Genomic DNA, 20,228 nt, shown 5'->3' with positions numbered 1-20,228 from the left:
CCCCGTCCCCGGATCGGAGACCCTGCCCGTGAGACGTCTACTCAAGGCGGTGACGGCCGTGGTCGGCGCGGTCGTGCCGTTGCTGGCGATGACCGTGCTGATGACGGCGCAACCGGCCGCGGCGGCATCGCTGACCCAGGTCACCAACTTCGGCAACAACCCGAGCGGCCTGAACATGTACCTCTACGTGCCCGACAACGTGGCGCCGCGCCCGGCGCTGCTGGTGCTGATCCACTACTGTGGCGGCTCCGGCCCGGCGATCTTCAACGGCAACGGGCGTGACTACGTCACCGCCGCCGACCGGTACGGCTACGTGATCGTGCTGCCGGAGGTCACCCGCAGCAGCAAGTGCTTCGACGTGTACTCGCCGCAGGGGCTGCGGCGGGGCGGCGGCAGCGACTCCGACGGCGTCATCTCGATGGTCAACTACGCCAAGCAGCGGCACAACGTCGACCCGTCCCGGGTGTTCGTCAGCGGCTTCTCCTCCGGGGCGATGATGACCAACGTGATGGCGGCGCAGTACCCGGACGTGTTCGCCGCCGGATCGTCGTTCAGCGGAGTGCCGGCCACCTGTTTCGCCACCGGCAGCAGCACCAACACCTGGAACGGCCAGTGTGCCGGCGGCCAGCTCACCAAGACCGCCCAGCAGTGGGGCGACGCCGCCCGCGCGATGTATCCCGGCTACACGGGCCGGTACCCCCGGATGCAGTTCCTGCACGGGACCACCGACACCACCCTGTCGTACGTGAACTTCGGTGAAGAGATCAAACAGTGGACCAACCTGTCCGGGTTGAGCCAGACGCCGGCGTTCACCGACCGCCCGCAGTCGAACTGGACCAGGACCCGGTACGGCGACACCGGCACCCGGGCGACGGTGGAGGGCATCAGCATCAGCGGGGTGGGCCACGAGCTGCCGCAGGCCGGTCAGATCGCGTACGCCATCTCCTTCCTCGGCCTCGACGCCCCGTCGACCACGCCGACCCCCACCCCGACCACGCCGACCCCCACCCCCACGCCGACCACTCCGGCGGGCGGGGTCACCGTCGTCGGCGAGCAGTCGGGTCGCTGTCTGGAGGTGCCGAACGCCAGCACCACCAACGGCGTGCAGACCCAGCTCTGGGACTGCGCGGGCGGTGCCGGGCAGCGGTGGACCCGCACGTCGGGGCGTCAGCTGACGGTGTACGGCACCAAGTGTCTGGACGCCAGCGGGTCGGGCACCGGCAACGGCACCCCGGTGATCATCTGGGACTGCCACGGCGGCGCCAACCAGCAGTGGAACGTCAACGCCAACGGCACCGTCACCAACGCGCAGTCCGGGTTGTGCCTGGACGCCAACGCCGCCGGCACCGGCAACGGCACCAGGATCATCCTGTGGTCCTGCAACGGCCAGGCCAACCAGCGGTGGGCGCTGCGGAGCTGAGCCACCCCACCGCAGCCACGGGTGCGTCTCCCCGTCGTGGGGCGGCGCACCTGGTCGTGGGGCGGCGTGCCCGGTGGTGGGGGAGGTGCACCCGGGGCCGTCGGGAGGCACAGTGGAGCGTCCGTGTCGATGCCACGACGAAGACGGGACGACCATGAGGGGTTACGCGTTCGACAACGCGAGCGAGCAGGCCACCGACCACCACTCCGCGCTGGCGGACCTGCTCGACGGGCACACCCGGGCGGCGCTCGGCGAGCTGGGCGGGCTGGCCGGTCGTCGCTGCCTGGAGGTGGCCGCCGGGGCGGGGAGCATCGCGACCTGGCTGGTAGGGCAGGGTGCCGAGGTGGTCGCCACGGACATCGCGCCGCAACACGTTCCGGCCCGTCCCGGGCTGGTCGTCCGCCGCCACGACATCGTCGCCGACGAGCCGCCGGTCGGCTTCGACCTGGTGCACGCCCGGCTGCTCCTGGGTCACCTGCCCCGGCGGGAGGAGGCGCTGCGCCGGATGACCGCCGCCCTGCGGCCGGGGGGCGACCTGCTCATCGGTGAGTTCACCCTCGCTCCGGGGAGTTTCGTGCGGTACGCGCCGGACGAGGCGACCACCGGTCTGCTGAACCGCTACCTGGCCGCCCACGTGGCGGCCCTGGTGGCCAGCGGGATGGACCTGGACTGGGCGCACCGGGCACCGACGGCCTTCGCCGAGGCGGGGCTGACCGGGGTGCGGTCCCGGACGCAGGCGGAGAGCTGGCACGGCGGTGGGCCGGGCTGCCGGCTGCTGCGGGCCGGCATCCCGCAGCTGCGCGGGGCGCTGGTGCGGCAGGGCCTGACCGACGCCGAGCTGACGGCGGCGGTCGAGGCGTTCGGTGACCCCAGGGTGGTCGTCAACGGCTTCCACTTCGTGCAGGTCAGCGGGCGCGTCCCCGGCTGACGGCCGACGGGGGCCGGTCGCCGGCCGGTCCGCGCCCGCCGGATCCGGGTCGAGGTGGACCGGGCCGCAACAAAGAATTTACAATGGTCACTGTTAGCGCTCACAAACCGTCCCGTGCCGAGGCGGCGCCGACCATGCCGACGTGGCTGCCGGCGTGTCCCGGCCGGACCCGGCAACCGATGGCCGCCGGGTTCGGCCGCCCACCCCCGGACGTGCCGCCGGCCCACCCCGGCGGCCGTCCGCCCGGCCCTCGTCCTCGGCCAGCTCCACCGATCCAGGGAGAGAACCATGCGAACGAGGACAAGATGGCTCGCGGCGCTCGCCGCGTTCGGTGTGCTGGTCACCGGAGTGGTGACCCCCACCGGCCCGGCCCGGGCGGAATCCAACGGCGGGACGCGGGTGATGCCGCTCGGCGACTCCATCACCGAGGGCACCCAGGTGCCGGGCGGCTACCGGATCGGCCTCTGGCAGCGGCTGGCCGGCGGCCGGTACACCGTGGACTTCGTCGGCTCGCAGTTCAACGGACCGGCCAGCCTGGGCGACCACGACCACCAGGGGCACCCCGGCTGGCGCATCGACCAGATCGACGCGAACATCGTCGGCTGGCTGAACACCCAACGGCCGCAGAGCGTCCTGCTGCACATCGGCACCAACGACATCCTCCAGAACTACAACGTGAGCACCGCGCCGAACCGGCTCTCCACCCTGATCGACCGGATCACCACCACCGCGCCCACCGCCGAGGTGTTCGTCGCGCAGATCATCACGCTGTCCAACAGCAACCAGGCGGCAGCCGCGCGCACCTTCAACGCGGCGATCCCGGGCATCGTGCAGAGCAAGGTGAACGCCGGCAAGCGGGTGCACCTGGTCGACATGCAGAGCGCCCTCACCACCGGTGACCTGATCGACGGCATCCACCCCACCGCCGGCGGCTACGACAAGATGGCCGCCCGCTGGTACAGCGCCCTGCAGGCGGTGCCCGGCAGCATCGGCAACCCCGGCAGCGGCGACGGCAGCGGCCAGGCCACCGCGATCGTGGGCACCCGGTCGGGCAGGTGCGTGGACGTGCCCGGCTCCGCCACCACCAACGGCCTCCAGCTGCAGCTGTGGGACTGCCACGGCGGCACCAACCAGCAGTGGACCTACACGTCCGGCCGGGCGCTGACCGTCTACGGCAACAAGTGCCTCGACGCCGCCGGCTACGGCACCACCCCCGGCACCCAGGTCACCATCTACGACTGCCACGGCGGCACCAACCAGCAGTGGACCGTCAACGCCAACGGGACCATCACCGGCGTGCAGTCCGGACTCTGCCTTGACCCCTACAACCAGGGCACCGCCAACGGCACGAAGCTCGTCCTGTGGACCTGCACCGGTCAGGCCAACCAGCAGTGGAGTCGTCGGTAGCCACCCGGCCGGCGACGGCCCGCCCGCCGGCTACGGCCCGGCTGATCGAAGGAGAAACGCGACATGAACGTACCGACAGCGCGTCCCCCGGCACCGGGGGACGCACCCCGGACGCGGTCCGTCCGCCGGACCGGCCCGGCCCGGTGGCTGACCGCCGGACTGGCGGTGGTCCTCGGCCTGACGGTGTCCGCGACGACGCCGCACGCGGCGGTGGCGGACAGCCCGTACCAGCGCGGTCCGGACCCGACCCTGGCCAGCGTGGCCGCCACCCGGGGGCCGTTCGCCACGACGCAGGCGACAGTGCCGGCGGGCAACGGCTTCAACGGCGGGTTCGTCTACTACCCGACCGACACCAGCCTCGGCACCTGGGGGGCGGTGGCGATCGTCCCCGGCTACTCCGCCCTGTTCGCCAACGAGGAGGCCTGGATGGGCCCCTGGCTGGCGTCCTTCGGCTTCGTGGTGCTCGGGATCGAGACCAACAGCCGTACCGACGGGGCCGACGCCCGCGCCACCCAGCTCCTCGCCGGGCTCGACTACCTCACCCGGACCAGCCCGGTGCGCAGCCGGGTGGACGCCAACCGGCTCGGCGTGATGGGCCACTCCGCGGGCGGGGCCGGGACGCTCCTGGCGGCGCTCCGGCGGCCGTCGCTGAAGACCGCGGTCGGCCTCGCCCCCGGCACACCCGGCAACAACCTGAACATGTCCACCACCCAGGTCCCCACCCTGCTGCTGTCGGGCCAGAACGACGGCACCGTCACGCCCTCCTACGTGCAGGGCATCTACAACACCCTGCCCGCCAACGTGGAACACGCCTGGGCGGAGCTGGCCGGCAACGACCACCTCTCGTTCACCCGGTCGAACCCGACCGAGATGCGGCTGCTGATCCCCTGGCTCAAGATCTTCCTGGACAGCGACACCCGCTACACGCAGTTCCTCTGCCCACTGGCGGACAGCACCGGTGTCTCGCGGTACAGCTCCACCTGCCCCCTGGTGCCGTCGGGCGGGCCGACCCCGCCGCCCACCACCACCCCGCCGCCGCCCACCACGACCCCGCCGCCCACCAGCACGCCGCCGCCGCCCACCACCACCCCGCCGCCGCCCACGACCACCCCGCCCGCCGGTACCGCGTGCACCGCGACCTACCGCACCGTCAACTCGTGGTCCGGCGGCTTCCAGGCCGAGGTCACGGTGACCGCCGGCACCACCGCCACCGACGGCTGGACCGTCCGCTGGAACCTGGGCGCCGGCCAGAGCGTCAGCCAGGTCTGGAACGGCACACTGAGCACCAGCGGCACGACCGCGACCGTCCGTAACGCCGCCTACAACGGCACGCTCGCCCCGGGTACCTCGACGACGTTCGGGTTCCTCGGCACCGGAACCCCGAGCAGCCCGTCGCCGACCTGCACCAGCCCCTGACCGCAGGCCGCCGGTCGACCACCGACGGGAGGCCGTCCACCTGGCGCAGGTCAGGTGGACGGCCTCCCCGGCGTCGGGCGGGTAGCCGCAGGCGTCGGGCTGGCCGGCGTCGTGCCCGCGGGACCGTCGTGCCCGAAGTGACGCCGCAGGATGCGTCGCCAGCGTGCGGCGGGCAGCTCCGGGTCGAGGGCGGCCAGCCCGGTCGCGTACTTCGAGATCGCCACCGGGCGGTGACCCCGACGCCAGAGCATCCGGTCGACGTGCGAGGCGGTGGAGCCCGTCTTCGTCTCGACGATGGCCAGTTGGGGCAGTTCCAGTCGGCGACCGCCAGGGTCCTCCCAGTGCAGCGCGACGTCGATGGTCGCCCGGCTCCCGGTCGCCGGCAGGTAGAGCGTGCTGCGCAGGTAGCGGGTGGTGAGGGTGGGCGCGAACGCCAGCTCGGGGCCGGTGCGCAGGGGCGCGAGCACGCCGTCGACGAACGACCGCCCGGGGGTGAGGGTGCCGCTGTCGTCGGGACGGTAGGGCAGCCGCTCCTTGACGGTGCCGCCGCGGGTGCCCTCCGTCTTGACCTCCAGCCAGCAGAGGCCGGAGTCGAGGTACGTCCGAGTCCTGATCTTGAATCGGCGTCGCCGCCGTCGGGCGGTGAGCCGGAAGCTGACCAGGTCGGCGGTGTCGAAGTAGATCGACTCGTAGCGGAAGGTCCGTCGACCGTCGATCTCCAGCACCTGGTCGCCCCGGCCGAGCCCGGCGATCAGGTACGGCACCTCGGCGAGTGGGAGCAGGTACTTGCGGTCGAACCGGGTCTGCAGGCCGGCGCGCTCGGTCAGCTCCGCGAGGCCGATCGGCGTCAGGTGGGCCAGCGTCGTACCGGGAGGGGTCATCGGGCGGAACCCGTGTCGGCCGGGCGTCGCCCGCCGGTGGCGGTGACCCTCGGCCGTGAGTAGCGGACGTCCACCACCGTCGTGTCGTTGACCAGGTCGACCCGCTCGACGTTGACGTTGTGCACCCGCGCACCGAGCAACTGCTCCAGATGGGCGGTCAGGGCGACCGAGTCGGTGACCGCGCTGTCCAGCACGATGACGTGCCGGCGGTACCGGCGCAGCAGCCGGGGATGGTCCCCGACGAACATCACGGCGAGGATCAGCGCCGTCAGCGCGCCGACCATCCAGACCGAGGTGCCGGAGAGCGGACCGAGGATGCCCAGCGCGAGGGCGGAGAAGTAGTACGCCACCTCGTGCTGGTCGAGCTCGGTGGAGCGGAGCCGGATGATCGACAGTACGCCGAAGAGACCCAGCCCGAGGCCGGCGCCGACGGTGCTGCTGCTGAGCGAACTGGCCACGGCGAAGACGCCGACGTTGACGCCGAGGTAGGCCACCACGAGGTCCCGCCGCCGGTGGCGCGGAAAGTACAGCGCGAAGACGAGCAGGACCACGGCGACCAGGTCCATTCCGGCCAGTACCAAGCGCGTCATTATCTGCTCCTTCGGGTGGCCCTCCGCCGGCTCTCCCGCCATACGGCGTTCGACGGACGGGCCTCGGGTCGACGATGGTGCGTGCACGGGTCCGGTGCCGCCGGTGGGGGCCGCGGTGGCCCCGACCGGCGGCACCGGAGGCTCAGAACCGCCCGTACCGGCCGGCGGTGACGCCGGTCAGCACCCGGGTGGCGCCGGTGATGCTGCCGCCGGAGTAGAGACCACCCACGTTGGTGCCGCTCACGCTGCCGCCGGTGTAGATGTCGTACCGCTGGCCGTTGACGATCCGGTTCGACGAGAAGACGACCTCCCGGACGGTGGCCGAGGTGCGGTACGAGGCCAGCACCGTGCTGCCGGAGACGACGTGCACGGTGGTGTTGGCGGCCAGGTTGGCGTTGAACCGGGGGGCGACCCAGCCCTGGCCGTTGTTCGGCACCGCCTGGAAGACGGCCAGCGAGGTCAGCGCGGCGCCCACCACCGTGCCACCGGTGAAGGCGATCGGGCCGTCGGCGTCGATCGCGCCCTCGCCGCCACCCCGGGTGCTGGAGCCGCGGGCCACCACGGTGCCCCCGGCGAAGGTGAGCGACCCGTTGGAGTCGAAGCCGTCGGTGCCGCCGGTGGCCACGACCGTGCCGCCGGTGACCTTGATGAACGCGATCGCGGAGGGCTCCATGTGGCCGAGCCCCTCCTCGGCGGCGTTGACCGCGTCGTCGCTGGCCACGACGGTGATGTTGCCGCCGCTGATGGTGGTCCGGAGCCCCTCCAGCGCCTCGTACGACCGGGTGACGTTGATGGTGCCGCCGGAGATGTTCAGTACGTTCTCGCCCTTGACGGCGTCGTCGGCGACCGAGGCCGTGATCGTGCCGTTGGTGATGGTGAGCACGCCCTTGCCGGCCTCGGTCTCGTTGGACTTGAGCCCGTCGCCGCCGGAGGAGGTCACGTTGATCGTGCCGCCGTTGACGGTGAGCGAGTCCTTGCCCCGGATCGCGTCGTCCACCGCGGTGACGGTGATGGTGCCGGACTGGATGACCAGGTCGTCCTTGCTGACGATGCCGTCGGCGTGGTTGGCGCGTACGGTCAACGCCCCGGTGCCGGCGATGGTCAGGTCGGCGGCGCTGAACAGCGCGGAGTCCGGCTCGCCGGCGTTGGTGTAGGTCGCCGCGTCGGTGAGGGTGTTGCTGGTCCCGGCGGCGAGCGTCACGGTGACCGCGTCGGCGTCGGTGACGTAGAGCGGCGACGAGGTCGAGTTGGTGATCGAGGTGCCGGCGAGGATGAGTTCCACGGTGCCGGCGGCGGCGCTGTCCACCCTGACGTAGCCGTTGTTCAGCGTGCCCCTGATCTCGTACGAACCGGGGGCGGTGATGGTGACGGCGCTGCCGGCGACGGTGACGTTGCTGCCGGAGACGCTCGCTCCGGTGCCGTTGAGGGTGATCGTGGCGGTCGGCGCGGCGGCGACGGCGGCGACCGCGAGCGGGCCGGTCAGCAGGGTGGCGGTGAGCCCGGCCAGGACGGCGGTACGGCGTGCGGTGGCTTTCATGGCGGTCCTGCTCCTGTTCCTCGGTGCGGGCGGGTGGGGTGCACGGAGCCCGGGTGCGGTGCGGGTGCCTCGAAGGCCGGCCGTCGACGAGGTGAACGGCGGATGAACGAGACCTTGCATTGACGATGTTAAATGAGAGTCGCCTTTCGTCAACAGTGCTGGAGCGCGAAATCGAAGCGCTTCCGCTATTGACAGCTCATTGACAGTTGATATTGGGAGACTTCCCACCGAGGGCTGTCGAATGGCTGGCGGGTCCGCCGGACCGTCGGTGGGTCAGATGATGACGACCACCTTCGCGCGGGCGTGTCCGCCCTCGACGTGGGCGATGGCCCGGGCCGCCTCGTGCAGCGGATAGGTCCGGTCGACGATCGGGGTGACGCGGCCGGCCTCGGCGTGGGCGCGCAGCGTGTCGAGCTGTGCCCGGTCGGGGGCCGCGGTGGGGGCGAGGATGCGGTGCCGGACGAAGGGCGCCAGCAGCCGCCCCCGCAGGAGGAGCCGGACCGGTCCGAGGAGACTTCCGCCGTGGTACCCGCCACCGCCGGAGAGCACCAGCGTCCCGGTGGGGGTCAGCGCCCGGCGGAGCGCGGTCAGGGAACGGTTGCCGACCAGGTCGAACACGACGTCGTGGCGGGGGCCGCGGGTGAAGTCCGCCCGGGTGTAGTCGACGACGTGGTCGGCGCCGAGCGAGCGGACCAGCTCGACGTTGCGGGTGCTGCACACCCCGGTCACGGTCGCGCCGAGCGCCCTGGCGAGCTGGACGGCCAGCGTGCCGACACCCCCGGCCGCGCCGTTGACGAGGACCCGGTGCCCGGGGCCGACCCGGCCGGCGTCGCAGAGCCCCACCAGGGCGGTGCTGCCGGCCAGCGGCAGGGCGGCGGCCTGCTGTGCGGTCAGGTTCGCCGGCCTCGGCGCGACCCGGGTGGCCGGCGCGCAGACGTACTCGGCGAACGCCCCGTCGGCGTCCCCGAGGTCGCCGAAGACCGCGTCGCCCGGACGGATTCCCCGCACGTCGGCGCCGACGGCCTCGACCCGGCCGGCGAAGTCCCGGCCCCGGATCCGCGCCCGTGGCCGCGACACGCCCAGTGCCAACCGCGCCATCCGCGGGTCGCCGCGCATCACGTGCCAGTCGTACGCGTTGACCGACGCCGCCTCGACCCGGACGAGCACCTCGCCGGCGCGGGGAACCGGCACGTCGACCTCGGCGAGGGTCAGCGTCTCCGGCGGCCCGTATCGATCCTGCACGATCGCTCTCATCGTCTCCCCTTGGTCGGTGTACGGCGTACACTTCGCTGTCCAATACGGTAGGTGTACGCCGTACACCTGTCAATGCGGATAGGGTTTCCCCACCGACCGAGGACGGGAAAGAGAGATGGCCGAGCAGGCTGGGACGCTGCGCCGGACGCCGCTGAGCAGGGACCGGGTGTTGCGGGCCGCCGTCGCGCTGGCCGACGACGCCGGAATCGCCTCGCTCAGCATGCGCAACCTCGCACAGGAGCTGGGCGTCGTGCCGATGGCCCTCTACAAGCACGTGGCCAACAAGGACGAACTGCTCGACGGCATGATCGACGTCATCGTCGGGGAGATCGATCCGCTGCTGCCGGAGCCCGACTGGCAGCACGCCGTCCGCCGCCGCATCCTCTCGGCGCGGCGGGTGCTGCGCCGGCACCCCTGGGCGCCGCTGGCGATCGAGTCGCGGAACATGGCGACGCCCGCCGTCCTCGGCTACCTCGACTCGATGATCGGGGCGCTGCGGGCCGGCGGGCTCTCCGTCGATCTCACCCACCACGTCATGCACGCGCTGGGCAGCCGGATCCTGGGCTTCAGTCAGGAGCTGTTCGACACCTCCCGCCGGGCCGGTCGGTCCGGTCCGACCGATCCGGAACCCCCGGCGCCGATGCCGCCGGAGGTCGCCGCCCGGTTCCCGCACGTCGCGGAGATCGCCCGCGCGGCCGCCCACGAGGACGCCTCCGTCGTGGGGTCGGGCTGCGACGACCAGTTCGAGTTCGAGTTCGCGCTCGACCTGCTGCTGGACGGCATCGAGCGGTTACGCCGGCAGGGGTGGACGTCGGCCCGCTGAACCACCCCCGCCACTGCCGGACTCCGCGTGCCCGGGTTGAGGCCGTCGACGGCGCGCCGGGCTGGCGTGCCGGTTGAGCGTCGGGCGGGCAGGCCGATGGTGCGTCGGGTCGGCGTGTCGGCGGTGCGTCGGGCGGGTGCCTCGGCGGTCCGTCGGGCGGGCGTGCCGGTGTGGCCCGCCTCAGTCGAGCCGGATCGCGTCGGCCGGGCAGAGGTCGGCCGCCCGCTGGAGGCGGTCCCGCAGCGCCGCCCGTGGTGCGGGATCGCGCAGCAGCACCAGCCCGTCGGTGTCGTCCTGGTCGAAGACCTCCGGCGCGGCGAGGACGCAGTTGCCCGACCCGCAGCAGCGGCCCCGGTCGACGCTGACCGCCACCGTCGTCGCCCCCTTCGTCGGCCGGGGCGTCACCAGGCCACCGGCAGTGCGTCCAGGCCGAAGACGATGGAATTGTCGCGGACGGCCAGCTCCTGTGGGGCCGCCGTCACCCGCAGGTCGGGGAAGCGGCGGGCCAGCTCCACCAGCGCGATCCTCAGCTCGGCGCGGGCGAGGGGCTGCCCGATGCACTGGTGCATCCCGAACCCGAAGGCCAGGTGCTGGTGCGCCTGCCGGTAGGGGTCGAACCCGTCGGGATCGTCGAAGACCCCGGCGTCCCGGTTGGCCAGCGAGAGCAGGACGACGGCGCCCTCGCCGGCCCGGATCCGCCGGCCGCCGATCTCGACGTCCTCGGTGGCCACCCGGAGCAGCCCGGTCCGGACGATGCTCAGGTAGCGCAGCAGCTCGTCGACCATTCCGGCGGCGAGCTCGGGCCGGTCCCGCAGGAGCGCGTACTGCCCGGGGTGGCGGGTCAGCAGCAGGACGCTCAGGCCGATCATGTTGGCGGTGGTCTCGTGGCCGGCGACGAGCAGCAGCAGCGCCATCCCGACCAGCTCGTCGACGCCCAGCTCGCCCGGCTCGACCCGTTCCCGGACCAGCCGGCTGAGCAGGTCGTCCGCCTCCTCGGGACGGGCCCGTTTGCGGTCGACCAGCGCCCGGAGGTAGCCCCGCAGCTCCTGCGCGGCGTGCTGGACCTCGTCGGCCGGCAGCCTGCGGTCGAGCAGGAGGCGACTGCGGGACTGGAAGAAGTCGTGATCGGCGTAGGGGACGCCGAGCAGGTGGCAGATCACCTTGGACGGCAGGGGCAGGGCGAACGTCGACACCAGGTCGGCCGGGGAGCCGGCGGCGGCCAGGTCGGCCAGGGCCTCGTCGACGGTCCGGTGGATCAGTGGCTCGATCCGGCGGACATTCTTGATCATGAACTCGGCGGTCAGCATCCGCCGCAGTCGCAGGTGGGCCTCCCCGTCCATCTGGATGAACGTGCCCCGCAGATCCCTGTCCGCGTCGGAGGGCAGCGGACGGAGCAGGGGAAAGCCGGGACGCTGGAAGTCGGAGCTGAACGCCGGATGCCGGAGCAGTTGGCGGACGTCGGCGTGCCGGCTGACCAGCCAGGCGGCCGCCCCGGTGGGCAGCAGCACCCGGGTCACCGGGCCGACGTACCGCTGCCGCTCGGCGTCGTCGAGCGGGGTGAACGGGCTGCGGGCGGCGTTGACCGGCGGCCAGTGGGGGAGTTCGGTCTCCATGGTCCGTGTCATGTGGACATCTCCTGCCATGACCATGAGTAGTTGTATCGATGCATTACGTTACCGACGGGTGGGGGTGGACACAACCCCGGAGCGCCGCCGGCCCCGCGGTCCCGCACCGACGAATCGGCGCGGGACCGCGGGGCCGGCGGGGTGGCCGTCGACTCACCGGCCGCTCAGTTCGCACAGACGGCGTACGCGCGCACCTTCCAGTTGCCGCTGAAACCGTTCTCGTCCTCCGTCGCGCGGACGGTCGCCGTGGTCGACGAGGTGGGCCGCATCTCGGTCAGCCGCACCTGTCCCTCACCGCCGACGATCTCGCCGCCGACACCGTGCAGGAACTTGCCGGCCGGGCAGGTCGCGGCGACCGTACGGCTGGTCGTCGAGTTGTCGGCGCTGTCCACGGTCACCCGCTGCTCACCGGGGAGCGGGTCGACGCAGATCACCGAGGCGTCCACCGACCAGTTGCCCGCGAAGGCGTTGCCGGCCTCGACCCCCGCCACCGTCACGCTGCTCTGGTTGATCCGCAGATCCTCCAGCAGCACGTCACTCGCTCCCGAGCCGACGGCCGCGCCACCGCCGCCGATCGCCCGCTTGCCCACCGGGCAGAACAGCTCCAGGAACTTCGGGTTGACCGAGTTGACCGCCGAGTGCCCGGTGACCACCTCCAGGCCCGAGGGCGCCGGGGCGCAGATCGCGCTGGCGGTGAGCGCCCAGTTCCCGGCGACCCCGTTCGGGTCCTCGCGACCGGTCACCGAGTAGAGGTCGGCGTTGGCCAGCGGCTGCACGATGTCCATGCCCACCTGGCCGAGACCCGACCCGGTGACCGCCCCGCCGCCGCCGATGACCGTGGTGCCGGTCGGGCACACCGCGTTCTGCGACTTGGCGATGCTGTTGCTCGGCCCGACCGTCGTGCGGAACAGCAGGCCGGGCACCGCCGCCACCGGTCCGCTGAGTGCGACCTGACCGAGCACGACCGCGCTCAGCAGCGCACCGCCCAGGGTGGCCGTCCGTCGCTTCCACTCTTGTCCACGCATGATGTTCTCTCCTCGTGTCGTACGGTCCCGGGACCGGTCGGCCCCGGGCCTCGTTCGGATGGGGAAACCGGCCGTCAGGGGGTGACCCGCCGGATCCGGACCGGCACGGAGTCCGTGCCGACCAGCCCCGACGCGTCGAAGACCTCCAGCCACACCGACCAGGTGCTGGTGTCGGTCCCGCTGGTGAGCTGGGGCAGCGCCGCCGTGAAGGACGCGCAGTTCTTCGGCGTGACCTTGTCGTCGACCGGCTCGCCGGTGGGCACCGCGCTGCCCTGGCACAGCACCTGCTTGACGCCGCCGTCGCCGTACGCCGTCCACCGGAACCGGTTCCCGGCGACCACGCCGTCCTCGGCGTCGAACCCGGTCCCGACGAACGCGACCGACTTCGGCCCGGCCTCGATAGTGGTCAGCTCCAGGGCCGCCGCCGGCAGGGTGATCGTGGCGACCGGCCCGGACTGCCCGGCCGGCGCCGAGGTGACCGAGAACGCGCGCTGCACGCTCGCCCCACCCGCCGCGAACGTCACGGTGTACGCCCCCGGCGTGACCGCGTTCGCCGGCAGCAGGGCCTGGTGGCCGGTCTTCTCCAGGACCACCGTGTTGCCGCGCCGCACCGTCCAGGACACCTTCGCGTCGGGGAGCTGCCCGAAGATGTCCGGATCGTTCGAGGTGCCGAGCAGTCCGACCGACTGCCCCGCCGGGAGGGTCAGCCCGGCCGGCGGCGAGATGATCCCCACCGTCGTCGGGCTGTCCACCACCGTGACGGTCACCGACGCCGAGCCGGTACGCCCCAGGCTGTCGGTGGCGCTGGCGGTGATGACGTGGCTGCCGGCCGACAGCGACGGCACGAAGGTCTGCGACCCGGTGGCCAGCTCACCGTCGAGGCTGCTGGTCCAGGTGAGCGGGATCTCCTTGCCGAGGAAGTCGGTGGCGGTGCCCCACAGGTCCACCGACTGGTTCACCGCGAACTTCTGCTTCGTCTTCGGGGTGCTGATGGTCACCGCGGGCTTGCCGACGGTCACCCCCAGCGCCTCGGCCACGGCGGCCAGCGCGTCGACCCGGCGCTGGCTGCCGGTCACCTTGTCGCCGAGTCCGCCGACGTGGGCGGTGTCGTTGAGGATGGTGCGGACCTGCTCGGAGGTGAGTGTCGGGTCGGCCGCCATCACCAGGGCGGCGACCCCGCCCACGAACGGCGAGGCGACACTGGTGCCGCAGGTGGTCTTCGTGGTGTTGACCGCCGGCGTGCCCGGGTCGGTCAGGCCCGCCACACACATCGGACCGTAGATCTCCACCGACGTGGTGAGGTCCTTGGTGCCCCAGTTCGACCCGCCGGCCACCGTCGCGTTCGTGTTCATCCCGCCCACGCACATGACGTGGGTGCTCTCGCAGGGCACCCAGAGGGTGTCGCCGTCGACGTTCGTGCCGTTGTTGCCGGCGGCGGCGACGATCAGCGCCCCGGTGTCCCGGACGTGCTTCATCCGCCGGTCGGTCCAGGTGCGGGCGTGGCTGACGCCGAGGTTCACGTCCCGGGTGAAGCTGAGGTTGACCACGTCCGGGTGGGTCGACTCGGCGGCCTTCTCCAGCCGGCGCAGGACCGTCCAGTAGTCGATGCCGTTGCGGACGGCGACCAGTTCCTGGACCACCGGCCCGGCCGGACCGGCGGTGCCGTAGTCGTTGTCGACCCGGCCCATCCCGGCGAGGACCACGCTGGAGGCGTGCCACGGGCAGGGCGTGCCGCCGGTGCAGTCGTTGGTGTTGGTCTCGCCCCACTCCACCTTGTGCAGCGAGACCTTGCTCGGGAAGTCCGAGTTGAACTGGAACCCGCCGTCCTGCACCAGGTACTTCACCTGCTTGGTCAGCCGGCCCTTGCTCTCCAGCAGCTGCCAGGCCGGGGCGACCCCGATGTCCATCGCGCCACCGGCCCGCATGAACGTCCAGTCGAAGACGTTCTTGCCGATGTCCGGGGCCTCGAACACCTGGCCGTCGGCGATGCCGGACGGCTCCACCAGCCAGTCGAGGACCAGTTCGGTGCCCGTCCGCCACTCGGCGGCGGCCAGCGCGAGCAGCCGCAGCGCCCGCTCGTCGCCGACCCGGTACCCGCCGGACTGGCGCGGCTCGGCGGCGAGCAGGTCGGCGACCAGCCCCGCCGGGTCGGCCCGGTTGGCGTCCACCCGGACGAGGTGGTCCTGTCCCTGCTCGTCCGGCGCGAACGAGTCGAGCACCTGACCACCCCAACGGGCCAGGAAGGCGTCCAGTTCGGCCTGGTCGGCGACCCGCACCATGACCTCGTCGAGCACCAGGCCGGCGGGCTTCCCGTCCGGCCCGGCCACCACACCGGTCTCCCGGTCGGTGCCGACCCGGCCGACCGGGTCGAGCGACAACCGGGGCGCGGACAGCCCCGGGTCGACCTGGAAGGACAGCGGCTCGGTGGCGGTGGCGCCGGGCACCCCGGTCGGGCCACCGGGGACGGTCGCGGCGGCGGCGTCCACCGAGGTGGTGGCGACGAGTCCGGCGGCGAGTGTCGCCACCACTACGGTGGCGAGGTACCGGTGTCTGCCGGTGACCGGTCGATGGGTTGCGGAACGTGTCGTGGTCATGGGGCTCTCCCGGGGTCGGCGGTGTGATGACACCGGTGGGAGCAGCGACGGGTCGGTATGCCAACAGAAAGTTCCCGGGAAATTTTTTCTTCGCTCTACTGGAGCGGTGGACGAGCGGTGGGGGCACGGATGGACGTGACGACGCTGGACGACCGGGCGCTCGTCGAGGCGCTGCGACGCGGCGACCGGGTCGGCCTGGAGGGCATCTACCGGCGGTACGCCGACCGGCTCTACACGTACGCCCGGGTGCTGCTGCGCGAGCCGGAGGCCGCCGCGGACGCCGTCCACGACGCGTTCCTCCTCGCCAGCCAGCGGATCGACCAACTGCGCGATCCGGACCGGCTGCGGTCCTGGCTGTACGCGATCGTGCGGACCGAGTGCCTGCGGCAGCTGCGGGAGCGGTCCCGCTCCGAACCGCTGACGGAGGTGGCCGAGCCGGTCGCCGACACCGCCGATCCGGCCGCCGCCGTCAACGCCGACCAGGTACGCGACCTGGTGCACCTGGCGGTCGCCGCGCTCAATCCCGGTGACCGTGAGGTGGTGCACCTGGCGATCCGTCACGACCTGTCCTCCGCCGACATCGGCGCGGCGCTCGGGGTGCCGGCCAACCATGCCCACGCCCGGCTGTCCCGGGCCCGGTCCCAGCTCGAACGGGCACTGGGCGCGCTGCTCGTGGCCCGGGGCGGGGCGCGGGACTGTCCGGCCCTGGCCGACCTGCTCGACGACTGGCAGGGCCGGCTCACCCCGACTCTGCGCAAGCGGGTCGCCCGGCACATCGACGACTGCGCCCGGTGCGGGCTGCTCCGGCGCGAGCAGTGCAATCCGGCGGCGCTGCTGACCGCGTACACGGCCCCGGGTTTTCTGGTGGTCGCCGACGCGGTCTGGCCGCGACTCGCCGACGCGGACCCCGCCATCGGCCAGGCCGCCGGCCCCGACCCTGCCGCCGGCACCGGCTCGGCCGGCGACGACTCTGCCGCCGGCCCCGACCCGGCCGCCGGGGGCTCCACCGACGCGGGTACGGCCGACGCGGGCGGTTCGGCCGATGCCGCCGGCCCGGGTGAGATCCCCGACCCGGCCGGTCCGGTCGGGGCGTCCGACGGCCGGGCCGAGACGCCGCCGTCGTCCGAAACCGCTGCGCCGCCGGCCGACTCCGTCGTCGCGCGGGATGCCCCGCAGGCCGCCGCTGGCGGGCGGGTCGTCCACGCGGTGCCGGTCGCCGCGTCCGTGGCGGCGGTGACCCCTGGTGACACGGCGGCTGCGGGCACCGCTAACGGCCCGGGGCGGCCGGTCGCGGCCACCGCCGGCCCGTCGGCCCGTCGGCGCGACCGGCGGCGACTCGCCGGTCTGCTGGTGCTGCTGTTGTTACTGCTCCTCGGGGCCGGTACCTGGGCGTTGTCGACCGGCGGGCCGACCGCCGAGCAGGCGGCGGTGACCTCCGGCGAGCTGTCCGGTGGCGCGTCGTCGCCGACCGCTCCGACGGGCGGGGCTGCCCCGCAGCGGAGCGCGTCGCCGTCGGGTCCGGCCGGCGCCGGTGCGCCGGCCACGGCGGTCCCGCCACCGACCGGATCCGGGCCGCCGACCACCGCCGTGCCGCCCGCGGGTGCGCCGCCGGTCCCCGCCCCGACCGGATCGCCGGCCGCGCCGCACCCACCGGCCGCGTTGCCGCTGGCCGTGCCCTTCACCGTGACGGCTAAGGCGCACGTGCGGTGCGGCGCGGATACCTGGAGCCTGGTCGTCCGGGCCACCGGCAGTGCCACGCTCGGGACGGCACGGATGCGCTGGACACCTGCGGGTGGCCGGGCGGCGAGCCGGGCGATGACCGTGGACGGGGCGTCCGCCCAGCTGACGGTGGGTGGGCTCGGTGCCTCGGCGGTGACCTGGTCGGTGCGGGTGACCGGCACCGACGGCCGTACGGCGGACAGCCCGTCGACCACGACCACCGACCCGTGCGTCCGGCCCGGCTAGTCGGCCAGCCGTGCCCCCTCGGCGGGGTCTGGTGCGCGGATCCCGGCGAGCAGCACGGTCAGGTACAGCTCGTCGCGGTGCCGGGGTGTGCCGGCGATCCGGGCGGCGAACGCGGTGCCGCAGACCAGGTGTTGCAGGTCGTCCAGCGTGAGGCCGGGGCGCAGTCGACCGGCCCGGGTCGCCTGCTCCAGCACGGTCGCGGCCAGCGCGCCCAACTCCGCGCGGCCGGCGGTGGTCGGTGTGGTGGCGTCCTGTTCCGCCGGGGTCGCGAGCACCTCGGCGAGGGCCGGATCGTCGAGTTGGCCGCGCAGGAAGGCCCGTAGCAGCAGCTCCACGCCGTCCCACGGATCGTCCTCGTGGGTCGCCGCCCGCGCCTGGTCGAGCAGCGTGGCGAAGGCGTCGGCGGCGAGCGCCTCCAGCAGCGCCCGTCGGGTCGGGAAGTGCCGGTAGACCGTGCCGACGCCGACCCCGGCCCGCCGGGCGATCTCGTTGAGCTGCAACGACAGGTCGCCTTCCGCCACCGCGGCACGGGCGGTGGCGAGCACCCGTTGCCGGTTGCGGGCGGCGTCCGCGCGCAGTGTCGTCGTCACCGGGCCAGCCTAACCCAGCGGATGATCCATCCGATCGGATTGACAATCCGTTTATCTCCGAGTTCAATCGGATAGGTAATCCATTTCATCCCTCGGTCGGAAGGGCACCCCATGGACAGCGCACCCGGTTGGACCGTCGCCGATCTCACCGACCAGTCCGGCCGGACGTTCGTCGTCACCGGCGCCAGCAGCGGTCTCGGCGTGGCGATCACCCGCCACCTGGCCGCCCGCCACGGCCGGGTGGTGATGGCCGTCCGGGACACCGCCAAGGGCGCCCGGGTCCGGGCCGGGATCCTGCGCGAGCACCCCCGGGCCGAGTTGATCGTGCGTCGGCTGGACCTGCTCGACCTGGACTCGGTCCACGCGTTCACCGAGGACCTGGGGCGCGAGGTCGACGTGGTGGACGCGCTGGTCAACAACGCCGGCATCGGTACCGTCCCCCGACGGTTGAGCCCGCAGGGGGTGGAGAGTCAACTCGCCACCAACCACCTCGGCCACTTCGCCCTGACCGGGCGGCTGCTGCCCGTGTTGACCGCCGGCCGGACGCCGGTCGTGGTCACCGTCTCCTCGGGTCTCTACCCGTTCGGTCGGCTCGACCTGACCGATCTGGCCGCCGAGCGCCGCTACTCCGCAAGCGGGGCGTACGCCACCTCGAAGCTGGCCAACGTGCTCTTCGGGCTGGAACTCGACCGGCGGTTGCGGGCCGCCGGCTCGCCGGTGCGCAGCCTGCTCACCCACCCCGGGATGGCCAGGACCGACCTCTCCCGGGACCTGCCGTCCCTCGCCCGTCGGGTCGAGACCGTCGTCCTGGGGCCGCTGCGCCGTCCCCTCGACGAGGCCGCCGCGCCCATGCTCTTCGCGGCCACCGTGCCGACCGCGCCCACCGGCCGGCACATCGGCCCCGGCCGGCTGTTCCGCCGCGCGGAGCCCACTTTCGCGCCGCTGCGTGGCGTCGCCACCGACCGCCGCCTCGCGGCCGACCTCTGGACCCGCTCCGAAGGCATCACCGGGGTACGCCCGCTGCCGGCCCCGCAGCGCTGACCCACCGGCCGCTGCGGCAGACCCGTAACCGATGGGTTACGCTTTTCCCGTGGACGACGTGGCGGCGGCGATCGCCGATCCGATTCGCCGCAGCATCCTTGAGCTGCTGCGCGACGGTGACCTGCCGGCCGGGGAGATCGCCGACCGGTTCCCGGTCAGCAGACCGGCCGTCAGCCGGCACCTGCGGGTGCTCCGGGACAGCGGCCTGGTCCACAGCGAGCTGGTGGGCCGGCAGCGGCGCTACCGGCTCGACACCGACCGGCTCACCGAGCTGGTCGACTGGCTCACCCGGTTGCGTCGTCCGCACGGTTGGGCACAGCGCCTCGACGCGCTGGAGACGGAGGTCCACCGCACCCGCCGCGAGCGGCGCACCCGCGACGCCGCACCCCGAGCAGTAGGAGAGACCGCATGACCGGCACGCCCACCGGGCAGTTGTTCCGCACCCTCACCGGCACCGACCTCGTGCTGGTCCGCACCTTCCGCGCCCCGATCGAGGACGTCTGGCGCAGCGTCACCGAACCCGACCGCACCGCCCGCTGGTTCGGGCGGTGGGAGGGGGACGCCGCCCCCGGCCAGACGATCCGGTTGCAGATGGCCTTCGAGGACGGCACCCCCTGGACGGAGCTGCGGATCGAGGCGTGCGATGCGCCCCGGCACCTGTCCGTCTCGGCGGCCGACGAGTCGGGCGGCTGGCGGATCGAGCTGCTGCTGACCGAGACGGGCGGCACCACCGAGCTGCGGTTCACCCACCACCTCGACAGCGAGGAGCACGTCGGCGAGATCGGCCCCGGCTGGGAGTACTACCTCGACCTGCTGGTGGCCGCCGGTCCCGACGCCCCGGCGGTCACCGGCTCCGCCCCGGGCGCTGCCGGCTCGACCCCGGGTGCTGCCGGCTCTGTCCCGGGAGCTGAAGGCTCGGCCCCGGGGGTCGACTTCGGTGACTACTACCCGGCGATGAAGCCGTACTTCGAGCAGCTCCGTACCCCGACCACCTGACGGCCCGCCCACCCCGGAGCCGCCCGGCGGGTCAGGCGGGGGAGGTGCGCCCGCGCCCGAACGGCCCCGTGGGTCGCGCTGGTGAGGTGCGCCCGCAGTCGAGCCCCGGCGGCCACGCTGGTGAGGTGCGGCCGCG

The 20,228-nt window shown here is 73.1% G+C and carries 18 protein-coding genes; 9 read left to right on the top strand and 9 right to left on the bottom strand.

Annotated elements, in window-relative coordinates; genetic code table 11:
- Window positions 1–100 precede the first annotated feature (100 nt).
- The 4 genes from O7625_RS05700 (at window position 101) to O7625_RS05685 (ending at window position 5,171) form a co-directional block, all read left to right on the top strand.
- On the top strand, window positions 101–1,420 hold the full coding sequence (locus O7625_RS05700; RefSeq protein ID WP_084261420.1) for a PHB depolymerase family esterase: 1,320 nt from the start codon (window positions 101–103) through the stop codon (window positions 1,418–1,420).
- Between the two features lie 154 nt (window positions 1,421–1,574).
- Window positions 1,575–2,348, top strand: a complete 774-nt coding sequence (locus tag O7625_RS05695; protein ID WP_282344843.1) for a methyltransferase domain-containing protein — start codon at window positions 1,575–1,577, stop codon at window positions 2,346–2,348.
- A 288-nt stretch (window positions 2,349–2,636) separates the two neighbouring features.
- The gene (locus O7625_RS05690) at window positions 2,637–3,755 is read left to right on the top strand and encodes a ricin-type beta-trefoil lectin domain protein (protein ID WP_282344841.1); all 1,119 of its coding nucleotides are present in this window, start codon (window positions 2,637–2,639) and stop codon (window positions 3,753–3,755) included.
- Window positions 3,756–3,818: 63 nt separating this feature from the next.
- Entirely contained in the window at window positions 3,819–5,171 is a 1,353-nt protein-coding gene (locus O7625_RS05685; protein ID WP_282344840.1) for a cellulose binding domain-containing protein, read from the top strand.
- A 50-nt stretch (window positions 5,172–5,221) separates the two neighbouring features.
- Here the strand turns inward: O7625_RS05685 and O7625_RS05680 are convergent, their stop codons facing one another.
- From O7625_RS05680 to O7625_RS05665, 4 genes are all read right to left on the bottom strand, one after another.
- Window positions 5,222–6,052, bottom strand: coding sequence for a polyphosphate polymerase domain-containing protein (locus O7625_RS05680; protein WP_282344838.1), 831 nt, complete (start codon window positions 6,050–6,052; stop codon window positions 5,222–5,224).
- Window positions 6,049–6,642, bottom strand: a complete 594-nt coding sequence (locus O7625_RS05675; RefSeq protein WP_282344835.1) for a DUF4956 domain-containing protein — start codon at window positions 6,640–6,642, stop codon at window positions 6,049–6,051. Before O7625_RS05675 ends, O7625_RS05680 begins: the two co-directional genes overlap by 4 nt.
- A 142-nt stretch (window positions 6,643–6,784) precedes the next feature.
- Window positions 6,785–8,179, bottom strand: coding sequence for a carbohydrate-binding domain-containing protein (locus O7625_RS05670; protein WP_282344833.1), 1,395 nt, complete (start codon window positions 8,177–8,179; stop codon window positions 6,785–6,787).
- 273 nt (window positions 8,180–8,452) lie between these two features.
- Window positions 8,453–9,433 (bottom strand): NAD(P)-dependent alcohol dehydrogenase, encoded by a 981-nt coding sequence (locus O7625_RS05665; RefSeq protein WP_282344831.1) that lies wholly within the window; start codon window positions 9,431–9,433, stop codon window positions 8,453–8,455.
- A 115-nt stretch (window positions 9,434–9,548) separates the two neighbouring features.
- On the opposite strand from O7625_RS05665, the gene O7625_RS05660 reads away from it, so the two are divergent.
- Window positions 9,549–10,256, top strand: coding sequence for a TetR/AcrR family transcriptional regulator C-terminal domain-containing protein (locus O7625_RS05660; RefSeq protein ID WP_282344829.1), 708 nt, complete (start codon window positions 9,549–9,551; stop codon window positions 10,254–10,256).
- Between the two features lie 180 nt (window positions 10,257–10,436).
- Here the strand turns inward: O7625_RS05660 and O7625_RS05655 are convergent, their stop codons facing one another.
- From O7625_RS05655 to O7625_RS05640, 4 genes are all read right to left on the bottom strand, one after another.
- Window positions 10,437–10,661 carry a ferredoxin gene (locus tag O7625_RS05655; RefSeq protein ID WP_282344828.1) on the bottom strand — a complete coding sequence of 75 codons (225 nt, stop codon included), beginning with the start codon at window positions 10,659–10,661 and terminating at the stop codon, window positions 10,437–10,439.
- Entirely contained in the window at window positions 10,658–11,881 is a 1,224-nt protein-coding gene (locus O7625_RS05650; protein ID WP_282344826.1) for a cytochrome P450, read from the bottom strand. The genes O7625_RS05655 and O7625_RS05650 overlap by 4 nt, the downstream gene beginning before the upstream one ends.
- Window positions 11,882–12,045: 164 nt before the next feature.
- Window positions 12,046–12,906 (bottom strand): hypothetical protein, encoded by an 861-nt coding sequence (locus tag O7625_RS05645; protein ID WP_282344825.1) that lies wholly within the window; start codon window positions 12,904–12,906, stop codon window positions 12,046–12,048.
- A 74-nt stretch (window positions 12,907–12,980) separates the two neighbouring features.
- Complete coding sequence (locus tag O7625_RS05640; RefSeq protein ID WP_282344823.1) at window positions 12,981–15,500, bottom strand: S8/S53 family peptidase; 2,520 nt, start codon at window positions 15,498–15,500, stop codon at window positions 12,981–12,983.
- A 129-nt stretch (window positions 15,501–15,629) separates the two neighbouring features.
- Between O7625_RS05640 and O7625_RS05635 the strand changes: the two genes are divergently transcribed.
- Window positions 15,630–17,465, top strand: a complete 1,836-nt coding sequence (locus O7625_RS05635; RefSeq protein WP_282344821.1) for a sigma-70 family RNA polymerase sigma factor — start codon at window positions 15,630–15,632, stop codon at window positions 17,463–17,465.
- Here O7625_RS05635 and O7625_RS05630 read toward each other — a convergent pair.
- Entirely contained in the window at window positions 17,462–18,055 is a 594-nt protein-coding gene (locus tag O7625_RS05630) for a TetR/AcrR family transcriptional regulator (RefSeq protein WP_282344819.1), read from the bottom strand. The genes O7625_RS05635 and O7625_RS05630 overlap by 4 nt on opposite strands.
- A gap of 111 nt (window positions 18,056–18,166) precedes the next feature.
- Between O7625_RS05630 and O7625_RS05625 the strand changes: the two genes are divergently transcribed.
- From O7625_RS05625 to O7625_RS05615, 3 genes are read left to right on the top strand one after another with little or no spacing between them, the layout of a single operon-like run.
- Window positions 18,167–19,096: an SDR family NAD(P)-dependent oxidoreductase gene (locus tag O7625_RS05625; RefSeq protein ID WP_282344816.1), complete on the top strand. Its 930-nt coding sequence runs from the start codon at window positions 18,167–18,169 to the stop codon at window positions 19,094–19,096.
- A gap of 49 nt (window positions 19,097–19,145) precedes the next feature.
- Window positions 19,146–19,508 carry a metalloregulator ArsR/SmtB family transcription factor gene (locus O7625_RS05620; protein WP_282344814.1) on the top strand — a complete coding sequence of 121 codons (363 nt, stop codon included), beginning with the start codon at window positions 19,146–19,148 and terminating at the stop codon, window positions 19,506–19,508.
- Window positions 19,505–20,092 (top strand): SRPBCC family protein, encoded by a 588-nt coding sequence (locus tag O7625_RS05615; RefSeq protein ID WP_282344813.1) that lies wholly within the window; start codon window positions 19,505–19,507, stop codon window positions 20,090–20,092. The genes O7625_RS05620 and O7625_RS05615 overlap by 4 nt, the downstream gene beginning before the upstream one ends.
- The last annotated feature ends 136 nt before the right edge of the window (window positions 20,093–20,228 follow it).

This window comes from Micromonospora sp. WMMD714, assembly GCF_029581315.1.
Classification (GTDB): Bacteria; Actinomycetota; Actinomycetes; order Mycobacteriales; family Micromonosporaceae; genus Micromonospora; species Micromonospora rifamycinica.
The sequence above is the reverse complement of the archived record's forward strand: the minus strand, read 5'-3'. Positions and strand labels throughout refer to the sequence as shown.